At 69.2% G+C, this 19,280-nt stretch carries 17 protein-coding genes; 12 read left to right on the top strand and 5 right to left on the bottom strand.

Annotated elements, in window-relative coordinates:
- The first annotated feature begins 59 nt into the window (after positions 1 to 59).
- The gene (locus HF576_RS17540) at positions 60 to 965 is read left to right on the top strand and encodes a tyrosine recombinase XerC (RefSeq protein ID WP_343234335.1); all 906 of its coding nucleotides are present in this window, start codon (positions 60 to 62) and stop codon (positions 963 to 965) included.
- Positions 966 to 1,023: 58 nt separating this feature from the next.
- Here the strand turns inward: HF576_RS17540 and HF576_RS17535 are convergent, their stop codons facing one another.
- Positions 1,024 to 1,581: a M23 family metallopeptidase gene (locus tag HF576_RS17535; RefSeq protein ID WP_168914121.1), complete on the bottom strand. Its 558-nt coding sequence runs from the start codon at positions 1,579 to 1,581 to the stop codon at positions 1,024 to 1,026.
- 330 nt (positions 1,582 to 1,911) lie between these two features.
- Between HF576_RS17535 and rpsB the strand changes: the two genes are divergently transcribed.
- The 9 genes from rpsB (at position 1,912) to HF576_RS17490 (ending at position 8,721) form a co-directional block, all read left to right on the top strand.
- Positions 1,912 to 2,913, top strand: coding sequence for a 30S ribosomal protein S2 (gene rpsB, locus HF576_RS17530; RefSeq protein WP_168914120.1), 1,002 nt, complete (start codon positions 1,912 to 1,914; stop codon positions 2,911 to 2,913).
- 92 nt (positions 2,914 to 3,005) lie between these two features.
- Entirely contained in the window at positions 3,006 to 3,833 is an 828-nt protein-coding gene (tsf, locus tag HF576_RS17525; RefSeq protein ID WP_168914119.1) for a translation elongation factor Ts, read from the top strand.
- Between the two features lie 83 nt (positions 3,834 to 3,916).
- Positions 3,917 to 4,636 carry a UMP kinase gene (pyrH, locus tag HF576_RS17520; protein WP_168914118.1) on the top strand — a complete coding sequence of 240 codons (720 nt, stop codon included), beginning with the start codon at positions 3,917 to 3,919 and terminating at the stop codon, positions 4,634 to 4,636.
- Between the two features lie 51 nt (positions 4,637 to 4,687).
- Positions 4,688 to 5,242: a ribosome recycling factor gene (gene frr, locus HF576_RS17515; RefSeq protein ID WP_168914117.1), complete on the top strand. Its 555-nt coding sequence runs from the start codon at positions 4,688 to 4,690 to the stop codon at positions 5,240 to 5,242.
- Positions 5,243 to 5,251: 9 nt separating this feature from the next.
- Complete coding sequence (locus HF576_RS17510; RefSeq protein ID WP_168914116.1) at positions 5,252 to 6,301, top strand: phosphatidate cytidylyltransferase; 1,050 nt, start codon at positions 5,252 to 5,254, stop codon at positions 6,299 to 6,301.
- Positions 6,302 to 6,341: 40 nt separating this feature from the next.
- The gene (locus tag HF576_RS17505) at positions 6,342 to 6,905 is read left to right on the top strand and encodes a DivIVA domain-containing protein (RefSeq protein ID WP_168914115.1); all 564 of its coding nucleotides are present in this window, start codon (positions 6,342 to 6,344) and stop codon (positions 6,903 to 6,905) included.
- Between the two features lie 57 nt (positions 6,906 to 6,962).
- Complete coding sequence (locus tag HF576_RS17500; RefSeq protein WP_343234334.1) at positions 6,963 to 7,703, top strand: aggregation-promoting factor C-terminal-like domain-containing protein; 741 nt, start codon at positions 6,963 to 6,965, stop codon at positions 7,701 to 7,703.
- A gap of 3 nt (positions 7,704 to 7,706) precedes the next feature.
- Complete coding sequence (locus tag HF576_RS17495; protein ID WP_168914114.1) at positions 7,707 to 7,991, top strand: hypothetical protein; 285 nt, start codon at positions 7,707 to 7,709, stop codon at positions 7,989 to 7,991.
- A 1-nt stretch (position 7,992) separates the two neighbouring features.
- Positions 7,993 to 8,721, top strand: a complete 729-nt coding sequence (locus tag HF576_RS17490; protein ID WP_168914113.1) for an alpha/beta hydrolase — start codon at positions 7,993 to 7,995, stop codon at positions 8,719 to 8,721.
- Here HF576_RS17490 and HF576_RS17485 read toward each other — a convergent pair whose 3' ends face one another.
- Entirely contained in the window at positions 8,722 to 9,798 is a 1,077-nt protein-coding gene (locus HF576_RS17485; RefSeq protein ID WP_168914112.1) for an AI-2E family transporter, read from the bottom strand.
- Between the two features lie 178 nt (positions 9,799 to 9,976).
- On the opposite strand from HF576_RS17485, the gene HF576_RS17480 reads away from it, so the two are divergent.
- Complete coding sequence (locus tag HF576_RS17480) at positions 9,977 to 11,857, top strand: DUF8094 domain-containing protein (protein WP_168914111.1); 1,881 nt, start codon at positions 9,977 to 9,979, stop codon at positions 11,855 to 11,857.
- Positions 11,854 to 12,822, top strand: coding sequence for a tetratricopeptide repeat protein (locus HF576_RS17475; RefSeq protein ID WP_168914110.1), 969 nt, complete (start codon positions 11,854 to 11,856; stop codon positions 12,820 to 12,822). The genes HF576_RS17480 and HF576_RS17475 overlap by 4 nt, the downstream gene beginning before the upstream one ends.
- A 32-nt stretch (positions 12,823 to 12,854) precedes the next feature.
- On the opposite strand, the gene glgB is transcribed toward HF576_RS17475, so the two are convergent.
- From glgB to glgX, 3 genes are all read right to left on the bottom strand, one after another.
- Positions 12,855 to 15,032 (bottom strand): 1,4-alpha-glucan branching protein GlgB, encoded by a 2,178-nt coding sequence (glgB, locus tag HF576_RS17470; protein ID WP_168914109.1) that lies wholly within the window; start codon positions 15,030 to 15,032, stop codon positions 12,855 to 12,857.
- Positions 15,029 to 17,113, bottom strand: a complete 2,085-nt coding sequence (locus HF576_RS17465; RefSeq protein ID WP_168914108.1) for a maltotransferase domain-containing protein — start codon at positions 17,111 to 17,113, stop codon at positions 15,029 to 15,031. Before HF576_RS17465 ends, glgB begins: the two co-directional genes overlap by 4 nt.
- A gap of 73 nt (positions 17,114 to 17,186) precedes the next feature.
- Positions 17,187 to 19,271, bottom strand: coding sequence for a glycogen debranching protein GlgX (glgX, locus tag HF576_RS17460; RefSeq protein ID WP_168914107.1), 2,085 nt, complete (start codon positions 19,269 to 19,271; stop codon positions 17,187 to 17,189).
- Positions 19,272 to 19,280: the final 9 nt, after the last annotated feature.

Below are 19,280 nucleotides of genomic sequence, written 5' to 3'. Positions count from 1 at the left end.
GATGACGTCTGGCGGAGCGTCGCGCGGCGATCGTCGGCGGCGGGGAGCAAGCTGACGGGGTGAGAATGGATGAGGCCGCAGAACTCTACGTTCGGCACCTGACGGAGGTGCGCCGGCTCTCGCCGGCGACGGTGAGGGCGTACCGTTCCGATCTTGCGAGCCTCGTTGCCGCATGCGGCCGTGGAGAACTCGGGGACGTCGACCTCGAGGATCTGCGCGAGTGGCTGTGGCGGGCCGTGCAGGCCGGTGACGCCCGGTCGACGATCGCACGGCGGACGGCCGCGGTTCGCGGATTCTTCGCGTGGGCCGCCGAGACGGGCGTGATCGAGGACGACGCCAGCCTCCGGCTGGTCGCCCCCAAGCGCGGCAGGACGCTTCCACAGGTGGCGACGACAGATGTGCTGGAAACCGTGCTGGCGCGGCTGTCGGTCGCGGCGGCGGACGGGGACCCTGTGGCATTGCGAGATCACGCGATCGTCGAGCTGTTGTACGGCTCCGCGGTGCGCGTGTCGGAGCTGTGCGGCCTGGACATCGATGACATCGATCCACAGCGGCGCACCGCGCGGGTTCTCGGCAAGGGGGCGAAGGAGCGGGTCGTCCCGTTCGGACTGCCCGCGATGGCCGCGGTCGACGCGTATCTCGTGCGAGGGCGTCGAGCGCTGCTGTCTCGACGAAGCGCGCCGGACGGTGAGGCGGCGCTCTTCCTCGGGGCCCGAGGGGCCAGGATCGCGCCACGGTCGGTGTACGCGCTCGTCGCGCGCGAGCTCGGACCCGAGCTCGGCGGCACTGTCGGACCGCACGCCCTGCGCCATTCCGCCGCGACACACCTGCTCGACGGAGGTGCGGACCTGCGGGCGGTGCAGGAGATCCTCGGACACGCGAGCCTGGGGACGACCCAGATATACACCCACGTCTCGAGCGAGCGTCTTGCCGCGTCGTATCGCCTGGCCCACCCCCGCGCGTAGCGGCGGGAGACGCATGACGCTCTCGCACTGCATGGACCGGGGGATGCGGAGCACGGATTCAGCAGCACGGCAGCAGGACGGCCCGTGGCACCCCGCCCAGCATCAGGAGAGGATTCACGTACTCCCCGTGCAGGCGCACACCGAAGTGCAGCGAACCGGGTGAAGCATGCCCGCCGAGGCCGACCTCGCCGACCGCGTCGGAGCGAGCCACAGGTGTCCCCGGTCGCAGGTCGGTGACGATCGGCTCGAAGGTCGTCACGAGACCGTCGCCGTGATCGATGGTCAGGATGCCGCGCCCAGCGACCTGCCCGGCGAACGCCACTGTGCCCGCCGCCGGAGTGCGCACGCCGGCATCGTCCAGCGGACGCAGGTCGATGCCTCGATGCCCCGGGCCGTAGCGGTGGGGCGGCGCGACGAACTCGCGCTCGAGGCGGAACCGCTCGAGGGGCCAGACCCAGTCCGGTCCGTCCTCCGTCGCGATCACGAGCACGGGCGCGAGATCCGGCGGCGAGGCATGACCCCGTTCGGCGAGGAGGGCGCCGGCGAGGAGGACGGTGAGGGCCACGGCGGGGATCGCCAGAAGCCGATGGAGTCGACGGGACGGATGCTGACGCATGTCTCGAGCCTCGTCTGAGGGATCCGGGAGCGGATGCCGATTCCCCGGGTCCGTGGACAGCTGCTCTGCGCTCCACGCCGGGGGAGGAGCCGCTGCTGATACACTGGAGCCCGCACTCCGCTCGTCGGAGTGACTCCGCGTGCCCACAGCGCTGCATCGCCGGTACTCCCGGCCCCCGAGCTTGTCGAAGGGTGCGGCGCGGCATCCACTCCCATCGGTCCTCTCGTGCGAGCGAGTGGCGGGACTGTGCCGGGCACCAGGCACGCCGGCACCCCGCCGGCGAGATCAGAACCGCAACAGGCGCCCCGGCGCCGGAACAGGAGAACGGCCATGGCCGTCGTCACCATTCGCCAGCTGCTCGACAGCGGCGTGCACTTCGGACACCAGACCCGTCGCTGGAATCCGAAGGTCAAGCGCTTCATCCTCACCGAGCGCAGCGGCATCCACATCATCGACCTGCAGCAGTCGCTCGCGTACATCGACAAGGCGTACGAGTTCGTCAGGGAGACTGTCGCGCACGGCGGCACCGTCCTCTTCGTCGGCACCAAGAAGCAGGCGCAGGAAGTCATCGCCGAGCAGGCGACGCGCGTGGGCCAGCCCTACGTGAACCAGCGCTGGCTGGGCGGGCTCCTCACCAACTTCCAGACCGTGTCGAAGCGCCTCGCGCGCATGAAGGAGCTCGAGGAGCTCAACTTCGACGACCCGGCAGCGAGCGGCTTCACCAAGAAGGAGCTCCTGCTCAAGAAGCGCGAGCTTGACAAGCTGCACAAGTCGCTCGGCGGCATCCGCAACCTGCAGAAGACCCCGTCGGCGATCTGGGTGGTGGACGCCAAGCGCGAGCACCTCGCCGTCGACGAGGCCGCCAAGCTCGGCATCCCGGTGATCGGCATCCTCGACACCAACGCCGACCCCGACGAGTTCCAGTACCCGATCCCCGGCAACGACGACGCGATCCGTTCGGTGAGCCTGCTCACGCGCATCATCGCCGACGCGGCCGCCGAGGGCCTCATCCAGCGCCACCAGCCGACCGAGGAGTCCGCTGACGCCGAGCCGCTGGCCGACTGGGAGCGCGAGCTGCTCGAGCAGGGCGCGCCGGTCACGGGTGACGCCGAGGTCTCGATCGCTGCGACCGAGACCGAGGCGGACGCCGCCGGTGCCGCCGCGCACGACGAGGCGATCGCCGACGCCGCGGGCGAGACGACCGAGGCCGTCGCCGAGGCCGAGGCCGAGGCATCCGCCGTCGACGCCGAGGCCGTTGCCGACGCCGCCGAATCCGCCGTCGCGGACGCCGACGTCACCGACGCCGCAGCGGCGTCCGACGCCGACAAGTAACGGTTCTCCTCCATCAGCAACGCCTGGGCGGGGTCGCGATGCGGCCCCGCCCAGGCATCCGGGAATCCACCACAATCAAGGAGCCGCCACCCATGGCAAACTTCACGATCGCCGACATCAAGGCGCTGCGCGACCAGCTCGGCACGGGCATGGTCGACACGAAGAAGGCGCTCGAAGAGGCCGACGGCGATGTCGAGAAGGCCGTCGAGATCCTGCGCCTGAAGGGCGCGAAGGGCAACGCCAAGCGCGCCGACCGTTCCACGAGCGAGGGCCTGGTCACCGCTCGTGAGCAGGACGGCAAGGTCACGCTGATCGAGCTCGCGTGCGAGACCGACTTCGTCGCGAAGAACGACCGCTTCATCGCGCTGGCCGACAAGGTCGCGGATGCCGCGGCCGCGGTCGCCGCCGACTCGGTCGAGGCCGCCCTCGCGGCGCCCGCCGGCACGCAGACCGTCGCCCAGCTGATCGACGACGAGGCCGCGATCATCGGCGAGAAGGTCGAACTGCGCCGCGTCCGCACCCTGAGCGGCGACAAGTTCGAGGTCTACCTGCACAAGACCAGCAAGGACCTTCCCCCGCAGGTCGGCGTGGTGCTGGCCTACTCGGGAGACGACGCCGAGACGGCTCGCAGCCTTGCGCAGCACATCTCGTTCGCGAACCCGTCGTACCTCACGCGCGACGAGGTCCCCGAGGCCGAGGTCGAGAAGGAGCGCGAGATCGTCACCGAGATCTCGCGCAACGAGGGCAAGCCGGAGGCCGCGCTTCCGAAGATCGTCGAGGGACGCGTGAACGCGTTCTTCAAGCAGGTCTCGCTCCTCGACCAGGACTACGCCAAGGACAACAAGCAGTCCGTGGCCCAGGTGGCCAAGGACGCAGGGCTCACCCTGACGGGCTTCGCCCGCTTCAAGGTCGGCGCCTGAGACATCGAGAGGGCCCGCATCGGAATCCGATGCGGGCCTTTTCTCATGCCCTTCGGTAGTTTGTCGTCAACGAGAGGACCACAGTGATCAACGAGACCACCGGACGCCGCCGCGTCCTCCTGAAGCTGTCCGGCGAGGCGTTCGGAGGCGGTCAGCTGGGTGTGAACCCGGACGTCGTGAGCCAGATGGCGCGCGAGATCGCCGCTGCGGTCGACCGGGTCGAGATCGCAGTCGTGGTCGGCGGCGGCAACTTCTTCCGCGGCGCGGAGCTCAGCCAGCGCGGCATGGACCGAGGTCGGGCCGACTACATGGGCATGCTCGGCACCGTGATGAACGCGCTCGCGCTCCAGGACTTCCTCGAGCAGGCAGGCGCCGCCACGCGGGTGCAGTCCGCCATCTCGATGACGCAGGTCGCCGAGCCGTACATCCCACGCCGCGCTGAGCGCCACATGGAGAAGGGCCGCGTCGTCATCTTCGGCGCCGGCGCCGGGCTGCCGTACTTCTCGACCGACACGGTGGCCGCGCAGCGGGCACTCGAGATCGGCGCCCAGGAGGTGCTGGTGGCGAAGAACGGCGTGGACGGCGTGTACACCGCGGATCCGAAGAAGGATGCCTCGGCCACCCGCATCGACCGGATCACCTACCTCGATGCGCTCCAGCGAGGGCTCAAAGTCGTCGATTCGACCGCGTTCAGCCTCTGCATGGACAACCGGATGGACATGCGCGTGTTCGGCATGGAGCCGTCGGGCAATGTCACCCGCGCGTTGCTCGGCGACTCGATCGGCACGCTGGTCACGGCCTGACGGCCACCCGCCGATACACTTGACCCGCCCCATCAACGCGAAGGAGACACTGTGATCGCGGACGTCTTGGCCGAAGCCGGAGCGCGCATGGACCGCGCCGTCGAGGCTGCGAAGGAGGACTTCGCGACGGTTCGCACCGGGCGCGCGAACCCGCAGCTGTTCCAGAAGGTCCTCGTCGACTACTACGGCACCCCCACACCGCTGGCGCAGCTGGCTTCGATCAACAGCCCCGAGGCGCGGTCGCTGATCATCACCCCGTACGACAAGTCGGCGCTGAAGGCGATCGAGCAGGCCATCCGCGACGTCCCGAATCTGGGCGTCAACCCCACCAACGACGGCAACATCGTGCGCGTCACGATGCCCGAGCTCACGCAGGAGCGCCGCAAGGAGTACGTCAAGCTGGTGCGCTCCAAGGGCGAGGACCACAAGGTCCACCTGCGCGGCATCCGGCGCAAGGCGAAGGACGACCTCGACGCCCTCAAGAGCGAGGTCGGCGAGGACGAGCTCGGCCGCGCCGAGAAGGAGCTCGACGCCCTCACGCGTGCGCACGTCGACGCGATCGACGACGCGCTCAAGCGCAAAGAGGCCGAACTCCTCGAGGTCTGAGGTCCGGCCATGACCGACGCACCCGGGGGATCCGACAGCGGGAGCGAGCCGCGGGACATCCCGCGCACGCGCCGCGAGATGGGCGAATCGCGCCGCCCTGTCGACCCCAACGATCCCGCGGCCATGCTGCAATCCCACCTGCGGGCGGCGCGGAGCGAACTCGAGAGCCAGGTCGCGCAGGCCAAGGCGGAGTTCGAGGAGGCAAACGAGCGCATCAAGGAGCGCACCGGGCGAGACCTGATCCTCGCGATCCTGATCGGCCTCGCGATCGGCGCGGTGCTGCTGGGCTCGCTGCTCTTCGTCAAGTGGGCGTTCCTCGTGTTCGCTCTTGCCGCAGTGCTGCTGGCGATCTTCGAGTTCTCGCGCGCCCTGTCGGCGAGCGGGCGTCGTGTCGACCTGGTTCCGCAACTCGCCTCGGGCGCCGTGATCGTCGTCGCGGCCTACTTCGTGGACGCCTGGCTGCAGTGGATCGTGCTGTTCGTCTGCCTCGCCGTTGTGGTCGTATGGCGCCTCGTGGTGCAGATGGCGTCCAGCGACGGGCGCACCTACGGGATGGTGCTGGGCGATGTCCTGGTCGGCGCGTTCATCCAGCTCTACGTGTCATTCCTCGCGAGCCTGTGCATCCTGCTGCTCGCGCAGGATCGCGGGGAGTGGTGGGTGCTCGCCTTCATCATCGTGGCCGTCGCGGTCGACACCGGCGCCTACGTCGCGGGCATCTCGTTCGGCAGGCATCCGATGGCACCGCGGATCAGCCCCAAGAAGACATGGGAGGGCTTCGCCGGCGCTGCGGTCGCGGCGATGCTGGCGGGCGTCCTGGTCGGCATGTTCATGCTCGGCCTCGACTGGTGGATGGGGCTCGTGTTCGGCATCCTTATCCTCGGCACGGCGACCGCCGGCGACCTGGGAGAATCGATGATCAAGCGCGATCTCGGCATCAAGGACATGAGCTCGTGGCTTCCCGGACACGGTGGCGTGCTCGATCGCCTCGACTCGATCCTCCCGTCGACGGTCGCGGCACTGGCCCTGTACTACCTCTTCACCCCCTTGGCGGCAATGTGACTCTCAGCACCGTGACTCCCCGCACCGTGGCGGAGCTCTCGTGACGGCTCCGGAAGCCGCTGCCCGCGCATCCTTCCCGGAGGCCCACGGGCGGGAGAAGGGCTACGACAAGCACGCGGTCGACGAGTTCATGGACCGGGCGCGCGCGGCGTTCGAGGCCGGCTCCGACGATCTGTCCTCGACGGACGTCCGCCATGCCGCGTTCCCGCTGGTGCGCCACGGGTACGCCATCGCGTCCGTGGACGCCGCTCTCGGACGCATCGAGGACGCCTTCGCGGCGCGGGAGCGGGCGGACGCCATGTCGCGCGCCGGCGCGCGGGCCTGGGTCGGCCACACACGCGAGACCGCGCAGACGGTGCTCGACCGTCTCTCACGGCCGCGCCGGCACCGGTTCGACCGGGTGTCGGCGCTGCGCTACGGCTACCGGATCGACGAGGTCGACCTCGTGTCGGACAAGATCTCGCGCTACCTCGAGACGGGCGATTCACTCACCGCCGAGCAGGTCCGCTCGGTCGCGTTCCGTATGCAGCGGGGCGGCTACCGCGAGGTGCAGGTGGACGCCGTCCTCGATGCCGTCGTCGAGGTCATCCTCGCGGTCCGGTGACGCGCCTACGCGATCGGATGGCATGCCGCGGGGGCCATGGCTAGAATCGGGACCACTGTGACTTCCGGAACCGAGCTGACCCCGACCCGGCGCGCCCGGCGTCAGTCTGTCTCGACCGTCGTCGCCAGGCCGGTTCCGGCCTCCGTGCGCCGGGCGCCCGCACCCACCCGGTGGTCCCGCCGCCGCGGCGTGCTCGGGGTGTTCGCAGCCTTCGCGGCGGTCGGCTTCGTCGCCGCCTACATCGGTCCGACCGGTCTCGCGCTGACTCAGGCCAGCGCCGAGGAGAACCCGCCGATCTCGCTGTACGCCAGCTCGCTGGGCGACATCCAGAGGGTCGTCGCGGCCGAGGATGCCGAGCCTGCCGAGCCCACTGCGCTCGACCGAGGCGGGTACACGGTGTTCGTGAAGCCGAAGCCGACGCCCACGCCGAGGGTGCAGGCGCGGAGCACAGGTTCCACGTCAGGGGGCTGGCGACCGCCGTTCGTCACCCCGGACCCCGGGTCTGCCCAGGCCATCGCCTACGACATGGTGCTCGCGCGCGGCTGGGGCGACGACCAGTTCGCCTGCCTCGTCGCGCTGTGGAAGAAGGAATCCGGCTGGCGGGTCAACGCCTACAACGCCTCGAGCGGTGCCTACGGCATCCCGCAGGCCCTTCCCGGCAACAAGATGGCCGCGGCCGGTGCCGATTGGGAGACCAATCCCGCAACGCAGATCGCATGGGGACTGGGCTACATCGGCGGACGCTACGGCACGCCCTGCGGCGCGTGGGATCACTCGCAGCGGGTCGGCTGGTACTGAGCCATGCCGCGGTCTCATCGCCGCCGCCCCGATCCCAGCGGCGACGACTCTCTCGAGCGCCTGCTGGCGGGATGGAAGCGCACCGAGATGCGGCGCGGTGTGGAGTGGACGGTGCAGCCGGTCTCGGCTGTGCAGGCGCAGAAGCCCTATATCTGTCCCGGCTGCGGGCGCCAGATCGACGTCGGCGTCGCGCATCTGGTCGCGTGGCGCGCTGACGGCGTGCTGGGCGACGCAGCCGACCTGGCTGCGCGACGTCACTGGCATCAGCACTGCTGGAAGGTGGCCTGACATGGAGATCCGCGGTCCGATGCAGTTGCCCGCGCGGCGTGAGGAGATCGAGCTCGAGACGCTGGACGGGCTGACGCTCGTCGGCGAGCTCGCTCTGCCGGAGGGGCGAGACCCGGTCGCGACGCTGGTGACGCTTCACCCGCTACCCACAGCGGGCGGGTTCATGGACTCGCACATCATCCGCAAAGCCGCGGCGCGGCTGCCCGCCCTGGCGGATCTCGCCGTGCTGCGTTTCAACACGCGTGGCACGTCATCGCCGCGCGGTACGAGCGAGGGGGCGTTCGACGGCGGACGTGCCGAAGCCTTCGATGTCGCGGCCGCGATGGACTTCGTGGACGAACGGGAATTGCCGCGTCCCTGGCTGGTGGGATGGTCGTTCGGCACCGAGCTGGCGCTGAAGTACGGCCGCGATCACGCCATCGAGGGGGCCGTGCTGCTCTCGCCGCCGCTGCATCGCGCGACGGACGCCGAGGTCGCCGCGTGGGCCGGTGACCCGCGCCCGCTGATCGTCGTGGTGCCCGAATTCGACGACTATCTTCGTCCGGATGCCGCCGCGGAGCGCTTCGCGAGCGTGCCGGAGGCTGTCCTCATCCCGGTCGAGGGCGGGAAGCATCTGTGGGTCGGAGAGGCCCAGACGCGGCGTGTGCTCACCGAGATCGTCGCCGCGGTCAACCCCGATGCGCTCCCGCTGCCCACCGAATGGGACGGACCGGTCCTCGTCGGCGCGTGATCACCGCTCGTTCTGACGGGGGATCACGACCTGGCGGTAGATGATCAGGATGCTCGCGGCCACGGGGATCGCCACCAGCGCGCCCAGGAGGCCCAGCAGCGATCCTCCGGCGAGTGCGGCGATGACCACGACCGCCCCCGGCACCGCGACGGCACGCCCCATGATGCGCGGCGAGATGATGTACGCCTCGATCTGCATGTAGATCAGGTAGTAGATCGCGGCGATGATCGGCGCCGTCGCGGGCGTCCCGAGCCCCGGGATCAGACATGTCAGCACGATGATCGTCGAGCCGGTGAGCGTTCCCACCAGCGGGATGAGCGAGAAGAAGAACGCGATGACGGCCAGGACGGCAGGGAACGGTGCCCCGATGATCGTGAGGAGGATGGCGCTCAGGACGCCGTTGATCACACCGAGGCTCACCTGCCCGATGACGTAGTAGCCGACCGAATCGGTGATCTGCTCGCCCAGATCGATGAAGCGTGCGCGCTTGGATGCGGGAACGAGCTGGTAGACCGCGCGCTTGAGGTTGGGGGTGGAGGCCGTGAAGTAGATCGTCAGGATGAGGATGATGAACGCACCGCCGAACCCGGCGATGATCGAACCCACCACGGCGATGATGCCGCCCCCGATCTCGCCTCCGATGGCGCCGATGTCGAGGGAGGCGTACCAGTCCTCGACGTACGCCCAGGCGTCGTCGACGTTCAGCGCGGGGAAGACGGCGTGGAGCCAGTCCTGGATCCCGCCGACGGGGTCGTCGAAGACGCCGTCCTCGGCGAGCTTCTGGATCTCGGCCACGAGCTGGCCGATCTGCTGCACGATGATCGGCACGATCATGAGGATGATTCCCGCGAAAGCGGCGAGCACCGCCAGGATCGTGAGTAGGACCGCCGCCCACCGCGGGAGCTTGCGGCGTTCCAGCCACGAGACGACGGGCTCCAGGCCCAGCGAGAGGAACAGCGCCGTGCCCACGTAGAGCAGGATCGTCGACAGCGTCTGGATGCTGCCGATCAGCAGCAGCCCCAGGCCGACACCGAGCGTGGCGACCAGCGCCACGCGGAACGGGTTGTGGATCTTCACCGGACGGATCCCCTCCTCGACGTGATCGCCGCTCTGCCTGTCAGGTCAGGATACGCATGACTGACGTCCAGCCCCGGGAATGGTGCCTCCCGGGCCGCTTTCAGGTCATGTTCGCTAGTCTGAAATGTCGAATCGAAGGACCGTGCCCTGAACGCGTGTCCTCGGAAAGGTGTACTTCGTGCGTTTCGTGTGGGCCGTTGCGGCGTTCGTGCTCGCCGCCGTGATGATCGGGGCGGGCATCGCCCAGCGAACGATCTTCCAGGGACCCCGGACCGAGACCGCGTCGATCTCGGTCGAGGAGGAAGCTCCCTACCTGATGATCGACGGGGCAGTGCTCAACCAGATGCCCGGCACGCAGACGCTGCGCGTGCAGGGGGAGGGCGACCTCTTCGCCTCGTACGGGCGCGCTGCCGACGTCCAGGCCTGGCTGTCGGATGCCGAATACAACCGTGCCAGCGTGAACGACGAGGGCGAGGTCGTGACCACTCTCGTCGAACCCGAGCCGGTCGATCCGTCCGACGCCGAAACCGGTCAGGCCGCCGACCCGGCGACCGAGCCCGCGCCGACCGAACCGGCGGCTCCCGTGGATGAGACGGGGGATGCCGCGACAGGCTCTCCCGGCCGCAGTCCGCTCGGGTCGGATCTGTGGCTGGACGAGTTCCAGCAGGCCGACATCCTGATCGCTCCGTTGCAGCTGCCCGAAGACATGAGCGTCCTGGTGGCCACGGACGGCACCGCTGCGGCGCCGAGCACGGTGTCCGTGTCGTGGCCGCTCCAGACGACGACTCCGTGGGCGGGTCCGCTCATCGTCGGCGGCGGCATCCTCATGGCGATCGGCGTATTCCTGTACATCCTCGGGATCCGCCACGCACGTCGCTCGCGTGGGCCGCGCCGCAAGGGTCTGCCGCTGCCCGTCACCGAGCCGATCGATCTCGCGGTCGACGGCGCCGACAAGGGCGTCATCAGCAGTTCGGATGCCCCGACCCGGCGCCGCGCCGTCACCTCCGGTCGCAGGGCGTTCGCGGTCGTGCCGGCGGTCGCGGTCTCGGCGCTGCTGTTCACCGGATGCGCTGCTGATGCCTGGCCGCAGTTCGGCGCGACGCCGACCCCCACTCCGACCGCGACGGTGATCGCTCCGGAAGGACAGCACGCTCCCGCGGTGACCAAGCCGCAGGCCGAGCGCATCCTCACCCGTATCGCCTCGACGATCGCCGACGCCGACGCCGCCATGGACGCGGAGCTCGCGGCGACGCGGCTGGAGGGCGCGGCGCTTGCTGCCCGTGAGACGAACTACAAGATCCGCGCGAGCCTGGCCGACTACCAGGCTCCGGCCGGAATCCTCTCAAAGCCGTTGAAGGTCATCCTTCCGCAGGCGTTCGACGGCTGGCCGCGTTCGGTCATCGCCGTCGCCGATGACTCGGCCTCCAAGACGTCGAGCATCATGCTGATGACCCAGCAGGATGCCTGGTCGGACTACAAGCTGTCGTACATCGCGAGCCTCGAGGCCTCCACTCCGTTGCCCGACCTTGCTCCCCACTACATCGGCGCGACGCAGGTCGAGCCGGATTCGCCGTTCCTGCTGATGGCTCCCGAAGAGATCGCGGCCGCGTACGCCGATGTCATCGACAACGGCGAGGACAGTGCGTTCTACGACGTGTTCGACCCCGAGGGCGACCAGATGCGCGCCAGCATCGCCGCGGATCGGCAGCGGCGCCTGGACGAGTTCAACCAGACGGGAACAGGGACAGGAACGTTCGAGTTCCAGGCGAGCGCCGGGACTCAGCCGCCCTTCGCACTCGCTACGATCGAGAGCGGCGCGATCGTGGCGGTCAACATCCACGAGACCGACACCGTCAGGCCCACGACCGCGGACGCCGTGATCAAGACCGAGAACAACCCGCGGGCCAAGGTGCTCACCGGAGCCGATCAGTCGGCGACGGGATTCACCACGACGTTCACGGATCAGGTCTTCTTCTATGTTCCGGGCTCCGGTTCGGGCGAGAAGATCCGCCTGCTCGGCTACTCCTCTGACATCCTCGACGCGAAGGTGATCTCTTGAGCGATCCCGCCCTCGGCCCCACCCTGCGCGGAGCCGTCGATCTGTCGACGCTTCGCAACCGTCCTGCCCAGCCGGCCGCCGGCGGCCAGGCCGCGCCCGGCGGTGCCGCCGGCACCGCCGGAGACGCCGTCGTCGTGCCCTCCCTGGTGATGGACGTCACCGACGAGACGTTCCCGCAGATCCTCGAGCTGTCACGTGTCGTCCCCGTGGTGATCGACCTGTGGGCAGAGTGGTGCGGTCCCTGCAAGCAGCTGAGCCCGGTGCTCGAGCGCGTGGTGACCGAGCTCGCAGGTCGTCTCGTGCTGGCGAAGGTGGACGTCGACGCGAATCCGCAGCTCTCGCAGGCGTTCCGGGCGCAGTCGATTCCGATGGTCGTCGCCCTCGTCGGCGGCCAGCCGGTGCCGCTGTTCACCGGGGCCGTGCCGGAGCAGCAGGTGCGCGACGTGTTCGCCCAGCTCCTGCAGCTCGCCGCGCAGAACGGTGTCACGGGTACCGCTTCGGCGGACGCCGACACGGCCGCCGAGGCGCCTGAGGCGGCGGCGGAGCCGCCGCTGCCGCCGCTTCACGCCGAGGCGTATGCCGCCATCGAAGAGGGGGACTACCCGCGCGCGATCACGGCCTACGAGCGTGCACTGGCTGAGAACCCGCGCGACGAAGAAGCACGGGCCGGTCTCGGCCAGGTCAGGCTGCTGGACCGCGTGCAGGGCGCCGATCTGCAGGCCGCGCGCGCCGCCGCCGCAGCGGCCCCCACCGACGTCGCCGCACAGCTCGCCGTCGCCGACCTGGACCTCGCCGGCGGGCACGTCGAGGACGCCTTCGCGCGTCTGCTCGACCTGTTCGCTCAGCTGCCCTCCGACGAGCGCGGGCCGGTGCGTGAGCGCCTGCTCGAATTCTTCGCGCTCGTCGGCGACGCCGACCCGCGAGTCCTGTCGGCACGCGGGCGCCTGGCCTCGCTGCTGTTCTGACCGCAGCCGGAGGCGAATCGGCCGGGGCCCCGTCAGCCCCGTGAAGGCGACGGAATGTGCGCCTGCGGGTCATGCCGCAGCCACAGCACGCCCAGCGGCGGAAGGACGAGCGAGGCCCGCCCGCTCTCCGCGGCGTGAACCACACCGAGGTTGCCGACCCCTGAGCCGCCGTACTCCTGCGCGTCGGTGTTGAGGATCTCGTGCCACACCCCGGCCTCGGGCAGGTCCAGCTCGTACGAGGTGACGGGCGACCCGGAGAAGTTCGCAGCGACGACGACCGCGTTGCCGTTCCAATCGCGGCGGGCGAACGCGATCACGTTCGGGTTCCACCGGGGAGCGCCCAGGCGCGAGAACGCCGCGCCGTCGCCGTCTCTCGCCCACAACGCCGAGTGCTCGCGGTAGACGCGGTTGAGCACGGCGACGAAATCGCGCAGCTGGGCGTGGGAGGGCTGGTCGAGCAGCCACCAGTCGAGCGAGCGCCCCTCGGACCACTCCGAGAGCTGCCCGAACTCCTGGCCCATGAACAGCAGCTGCTTGCCGGGATGACCCCACATATAGGCCAGGAACGCGCGCATGTTCGCGAGCTTCTGCCAGTGGTCGCCGGGCATGCGTGCGAACAGGCTGCCCTTGCCGTGGACGACCTCGTCGTGGCTGATGGGGAGCACGAAGTTCTCGCTGAACGCGTACACGAATGAGAACGACATCTCGCCTTCGTGGTGCGAGCGGTGGATGGGGTCCCTCGCGATGTACTGCAGCGAGTCGTTCATCCAGCCCATGTTCCACTTGAAGCCGAACCCGAGCCCGGCCTGGCTCGTCGGCGCCGTCACGCCCGGGAAGCTGGTCGACTCCTCGGCGATCATCGCGATGCCCGGGTAGCGCTTGTAGGCCGTCGCGTTCACCTCCTGGAGGAACCGGATGGCCTCGAGGTTCTCGCGGCCGCCGTGGACGTTCGGCACCCATTCGCCGTCCTCGCGCGAGTAGTCGAGGTACAGCATCGACGCCACAGCGTCCACGCGCAGACCGTCGACGTGGAACTCCTCGAACCAGTACAGGGCATTGGCGACGAGGAAGTTGCGCACCTCGTTGCGGCCGTAGTCGAAGATGTAGGTGCCCCAGTCGCGGTGCTCGCCGCGTCGCGGATCGGGATGCTCGTACAGTGGCTCGCCGTCGAAGCGCGCGAGAGCGAAGTCGTCCTTGGGGAAATGGCCGGGCACCCAGTCCATGATCACGCCGATGCCGGCCTGGTGCAGCCGGTCGATCAGGTATCGGAGATCGTCCGGATGGCCGAACCGGCTGGTCGGCGCGTAGTACCCCGTGACCTGATAGCCCCACGAGCCGCCGAACGGGTGCTCGGCCAGCGGCAGGAACTCGACATGGGTGAATCCCTGGGCGGCGACGTAGTCGATCAGCTCCTCCGCGGCATCGCGGTACGAGAGTCCCTGGCGCCACGATCCGAGGTGCAGTTCGTAGACCGACATGGGCTGCGACACCGGGGCGGTGCGTGCGCGCTCCGACAGCCAGGCCCCGTCGCGCCACGTGTATGACGACTGCATGACGACGGATGCCGTCGCCGGCGGCAATTCGGCATACCTGGCCATCGGATCGGCCTTCACGACCCATTGCCCGCGCCTGCTCAGCAGCTCGAACTTGTAGCGTGTTCCTTCGCCGATGCCGGGGACGAACAGCTCCCACACGCCGCTGCCGCCCATGGAGCGCATCGCGTGGCCCTGGCCGTCCCAGCCGTTGAAGTCGCCGACGACGCGCACCGCGCGGGCATTGGGCGCCCACACCGTGAAGGCCGTGCCGTGCGAGCCGTCGTGCTCGCGCACGTGTGCCCCGAGCACGCGCCAGAGCTCCTCGTGCCGCCCCTCGCCGATCAGATGCAGGTCGAGCTCGCCGATCGTGGGCGTGTGCCGATAGGGATCGTCGGCGGTGTAGTCGGGGCCGTCCGGGTAGCTCGCGACCAGTTCGTATCGGTCGGGCGAACCGGCGCGGGTCCCCTCCCAGATTCCGTCGCGCACGTGCTCGAGGGGCACGCGGGTACCGTCCTCGAACACCGCCGTCACGCTGCGCGCCAGTGGGCGGCGCGCCCGGATGGTCCAGGTGGTGGTGCCCTCGGCATCCGTACCGGGATGCATCCCCAGCACGGCGTGGGGATCGTGATGCGAACCCGCCGCGACGGCATCCAGTATCTGCTCGATCGGTGTCATCGCGGCTCCTTCACGTGGAGGATGTGGACGGGCTCGGTGAACGCGTCGAGCATCACGTAGTTGTGGTCGGACCACGTCCAGCGGGCCCCGGTGATGAGGTCTTCGACCTCGAACGGCTCGCCGGGGTCGATTCCCCACACGCGCGTGTCGAGGTGGACCATCGTCTGGCGGACCGAGTGTGCGTCGGTGTTGACGACGACGATGATCGTGTCGTTCCGGCCGTCGGGTGACAGCGCGCCGTCCAGGTGCTTGGAGTAGACCAGGATCGCATCGTCATCACTCCAGTGGATGCTGAGGTCGCGGAGCTGTCGAAGCGCCGGGTGCGCGCGGCGGATCTCGTTGAGCCTGGTCAGGAACGGGGCGAGGGAGTCGCCGCGTTCGATCGCTCCCGCCCAGTCGCGGAACTTGTACTCGTACTTCTCGTTGTCGATGTTCTCTTCCGAACCGGGCCGCGCCACGTTCTCGAACAGCTCGTATCCGGCGTAGACCCCGTAGGTGGGCGCGGCAGTGGCCGCGATGGCGGCACGGATCCGGTATGCCGCGCGCCCGCCGTACTGCAGGTACTCCGTGAGGATGTCGTGGGTGTTCACGAAGAGATTGGGTCGCATGTAGTCCGCGGTCTCGTGCGCGATCGACGTGAGGAACTCCTCGAGCTCGGCCTTGGTGTTGCGCCACGTGAAGTAGGAGTAGCTCTGCTGGAAGCCGACGGCGGCGAGGCTCTGCATGACGGCGGGGCGGGTGAAGGCCTCCGAGAGGAAGATCACTTCGGGACTCTCCGCGTTCACCGTGGCGATCAGCCATTCCCAGAACTGCAGCGGCTTGGTGTGCGGGTTGTCGACCCGGAAGATCTTCACGCCCTGCGCGACCCAGTGACGCACGATCCGGAGGACCTCGGCGTAGATGCCGTCAGGGTCGGTGTCGAAGTTGACCGGAAAGATGTCCTGGTACTTCTTCGGCGGGTTCTCGGCATAGGCGATCGTGCCGTCCGGGAGCACCGTGAACCAGTCCGGATGCTCGGTGACCCAGGGATGATCCGGTGAGGCCTGCAGCGCCAGGTCGAGTGCGACCTCCATGCCCTCGCGCTCGGCGGCGCGGACGAACGCCCGGAAGTCCGCCGGTGTGCCCAGATCCGGATGGATGGCGTCATGTCCGCCCGCCGGCGCGCCGATCGCATACGGGGAACCGGGATCTCCGGGGACGGCCTCGAGGGTGTTGTTGCGCCCCTTGCGGTTGGTCTGACCGATCGGGTGGATCGGCGGCAGGTAGACGACGTCGAAACCCATCGCCGCGACGTCGGGCAGTCGCTTCATCGCCGTGCGGAAGGTCCCGCTTTTGACGGAGCCGTCCTTCATGCGCCGGGCGCCCTCCGAACGGGGGAACAGCTCGTACCATGCGCCGACGCCGGCACGTTCCCGCTCGACGAGCAGCTCGTGCTCGTCGCCGACCGTGACGAGCGTCATGGCGGGGCGCACACGGAAGAGCTCCGCCAGGGCCGGATCCCGCACGACCTCGAGCGCGCCTTGATCGTCCACCGACGCGTCTCGCAACGTGCCGGCGGCCGCCGTGAGGGTACGACGCTCGGCGGACGGCCGCGCCTTGTCAGCGACGGCGGTGTCGAACAGACGTGCGCCGAGCTCGCGCATGAGGCCGGCATCCACCCCCGCGGCGATCTTGACGTCGGCAGCATGCTGCCACGTGGCGAAGTCGTCGCCGAACGCCTCGAACCGGAACCGCCACGTCCCCTCCTCGAGTACCGCGACTTCGGTCTGCCATCGGTCCCACCCGTCCAGAAGCGGACGGAGGCGATGAAGCGACTCGTCACCGGACGGCGCGAACAGCCGCACCTGGACGCCGATGCGGTCGTGGCCCTCACGGAACGCCGTGACCCGGAACGGCACAGCCTCCCCCGAGAAGGCCTTCGGGCGGAAGTCGCCCCATGGGACGGATGGCGCCGGCTGGGCCAGAGGAATTCGTCGCGACGTCGTCGGGGGCTCGGTCAGCGGAGGGCGGGCGTCGCGAACAGGGATGGCCGAGGCGCTCCGCCATGGGCGGGAGCGCGCGGAGCGCGTCGTCGTGACCACGTCTCGAACCTACCGTGCGGCGGAGCGAGACGACAGGCGAGGGGCAGGGCGGCGCGTCCGGTCGCGACCTCGGTCACTCCACTCGGAAGAGGCGCATGGAGGTGCCGGGAAGGGTCACGGCGTCTCCGGGGCCGAGGGGCGAGCCGCCCTCCGCCGCCACTTCGTCCGCGCTCGACCACAGCGGTACGAAGCGCGCCGCATCGTCGATGCGGGGGAGCGTCACCTCGATCGGCCGCTCCGTGCCGTGGATCATGAGCAGCACCCGATTGGACTCCTCGAACTCGGGAGTGGAGGCCGCCACGTATTGCAGCGTGCGGTGGGAGGGATCCGTCCACCGATCGATCGACATCGTCTCGCCGTGCTCGTCGTACCACTCCATCACGGACGCGGACGGGGTGTGCTCGCCCCACCGCGCGAACCGAACCGGACGCAGCGCCGGGTTCTCACGCCGCAACTGGAGAAGTCGCTGCACGTGAGCCTGAAGATCCCGCTGCCACGGCGCATGCTGCCACGAGAGCCAGGTGAGGGCGGAGTCGTGGCAGTACGCGTTGTTGTTTCCGCGCTGGGTCCTGCCGAACTCGTCGCCGGCGGTGAGCATCGGCACGCCTGCGGACAGCAGCAGGGTGCCGAGCAGATTGCGCATCGCCTTTCGCCGAGTCGCCAGGATCGACTCGTCGTCGGTGGGCCCCTCGGCGCCGTGGTTGAACGAGCGGTTCGTGTCGGCGCCGTCGCGATTGTGCTCGCCGTTGCCGAGATTGTGCTTGACGTCGTAGCTCACGAGGTCGCGCAGGGTGAATCCGTCGTGGGCGGTGACGAAATTGACTCCTGCCAACGGCCCGCGCTCGGCGCTGAACGTGTTGGCGGACCCTGCCAGGCGGTGAGCCAGGCCTCCGATGCCGACCGGCGAGGTCGACGCGCGGCGCGCGTAGTCGACGTCGCTCAGCCAGAAGTTGCGGACACGATCCCGGTAGCGATCGTTCCACTCCGCCCAGCCGTCTCCGAAGTTGCCGGTCTGCCAGCCGCCCATCCCGACGTCCCACGGCTCGGCGATCTTCTTCACGTCGGCCAGGGCCGGATCGTCGATGATCGCCCGCAGCAGCGGGTGCTCGGGGGTGAAGGTGTGCTCCGCGTCGCGTCCGAGGGTCGCGGCCAGATCGAAGCGGAAGCCGTCGATCTGCACCTCCTCGGCCCAGTAGCGCAGCGAATCGAGCACGAGACGGGCCGCAGCATCCGTCGACGTGTTGAGGGAGTTGCCGCAGCCCGTGACGTCGATGTACGCGCCGTCGTCGTCCTGGCGGTAATAGGCGCGGTTGTCGATGCCTCGAAGGCTCGAGCGCGGACCGCCGATGCCCTCTTCGGCCGTGTGGTTGTAGACGACGTCGAGGATGACCTCCAGCCCCGCCTCGTGGAGCAGCCGGACCATGCCCTTGAACTCACGGAGAATCGCTTCGGGGCCTTGCCTGCGTGCGTCCTCGGTGGCGTATTCGGGGTGGGGCGTGAAGAAGTTGAGCGTGTTGTAGCCCCAGTAGTTCGTCAGGCCGTGCTGCAGGAGTCGCGGCTCGGTTGCGAACGCCTGCACGGGGAGGAGTTGGATGCTCGTCACTCCGAGACGGAGGAAGTGCTCGACCATCGCGGGGTGGGCCAGTCCCGCGTACGTGCCGCGGAGGGCGCCGGGGACGTCCGGATGCCGTTTGGACAGTCCCTTGAGATGCCCTTCGTACAGCACGGTGCGATCCATCGGCACCGCGGGTCTGCCGACCCCGCCCCAATCGAAGGAGCCCTCGACCACGACGGATCGCCAGCCGTTGTAGCCGGTACGGACGAGGCCGCGCGAGTAGGGCTCGAGCAGAAGCGTCCCGCGATTGAACGTGTTGCCGGGAGCCTGTGGTCCGTCCACCCGCACGGCGTAGCGGGTGCCGGGGCGCAGCAGCGGCGTCGTCGCGGTCCAGACGCCGCCGCCTGCGGGCGCGAGTGGCACGGTGCCGGTGATCCAGTCGAGGTCCGTGTCGTCGAAGACCACGAGCTCGACGGATTCGGCCGCTCCCGACCACACGCGCAGCGTGGCGGCGTCTGCCCCGAGCGTCACGCCGAGGTCGTCGAACCGCGCACTGAGCATGTCGTCGGGTGCGATCGCGAGGGTGGGGTCCTGGCTGACCATGCGGACTAC

Origin of the sequence: Microbacterium salsuginis, assembly GCF_012524205.1 — a bacterium.
Classification (GTDB): Bacteria; Actinomycetota; Actinomycetes; order Actinomycetales; family Microbacteriaceae; genus Microbacterium; species Microbacterium salsuginis.
Note: the sequence above shows the minus strand (reverse complement) of the source record. Positions and strands in the feature narration are given on the sequence as shown.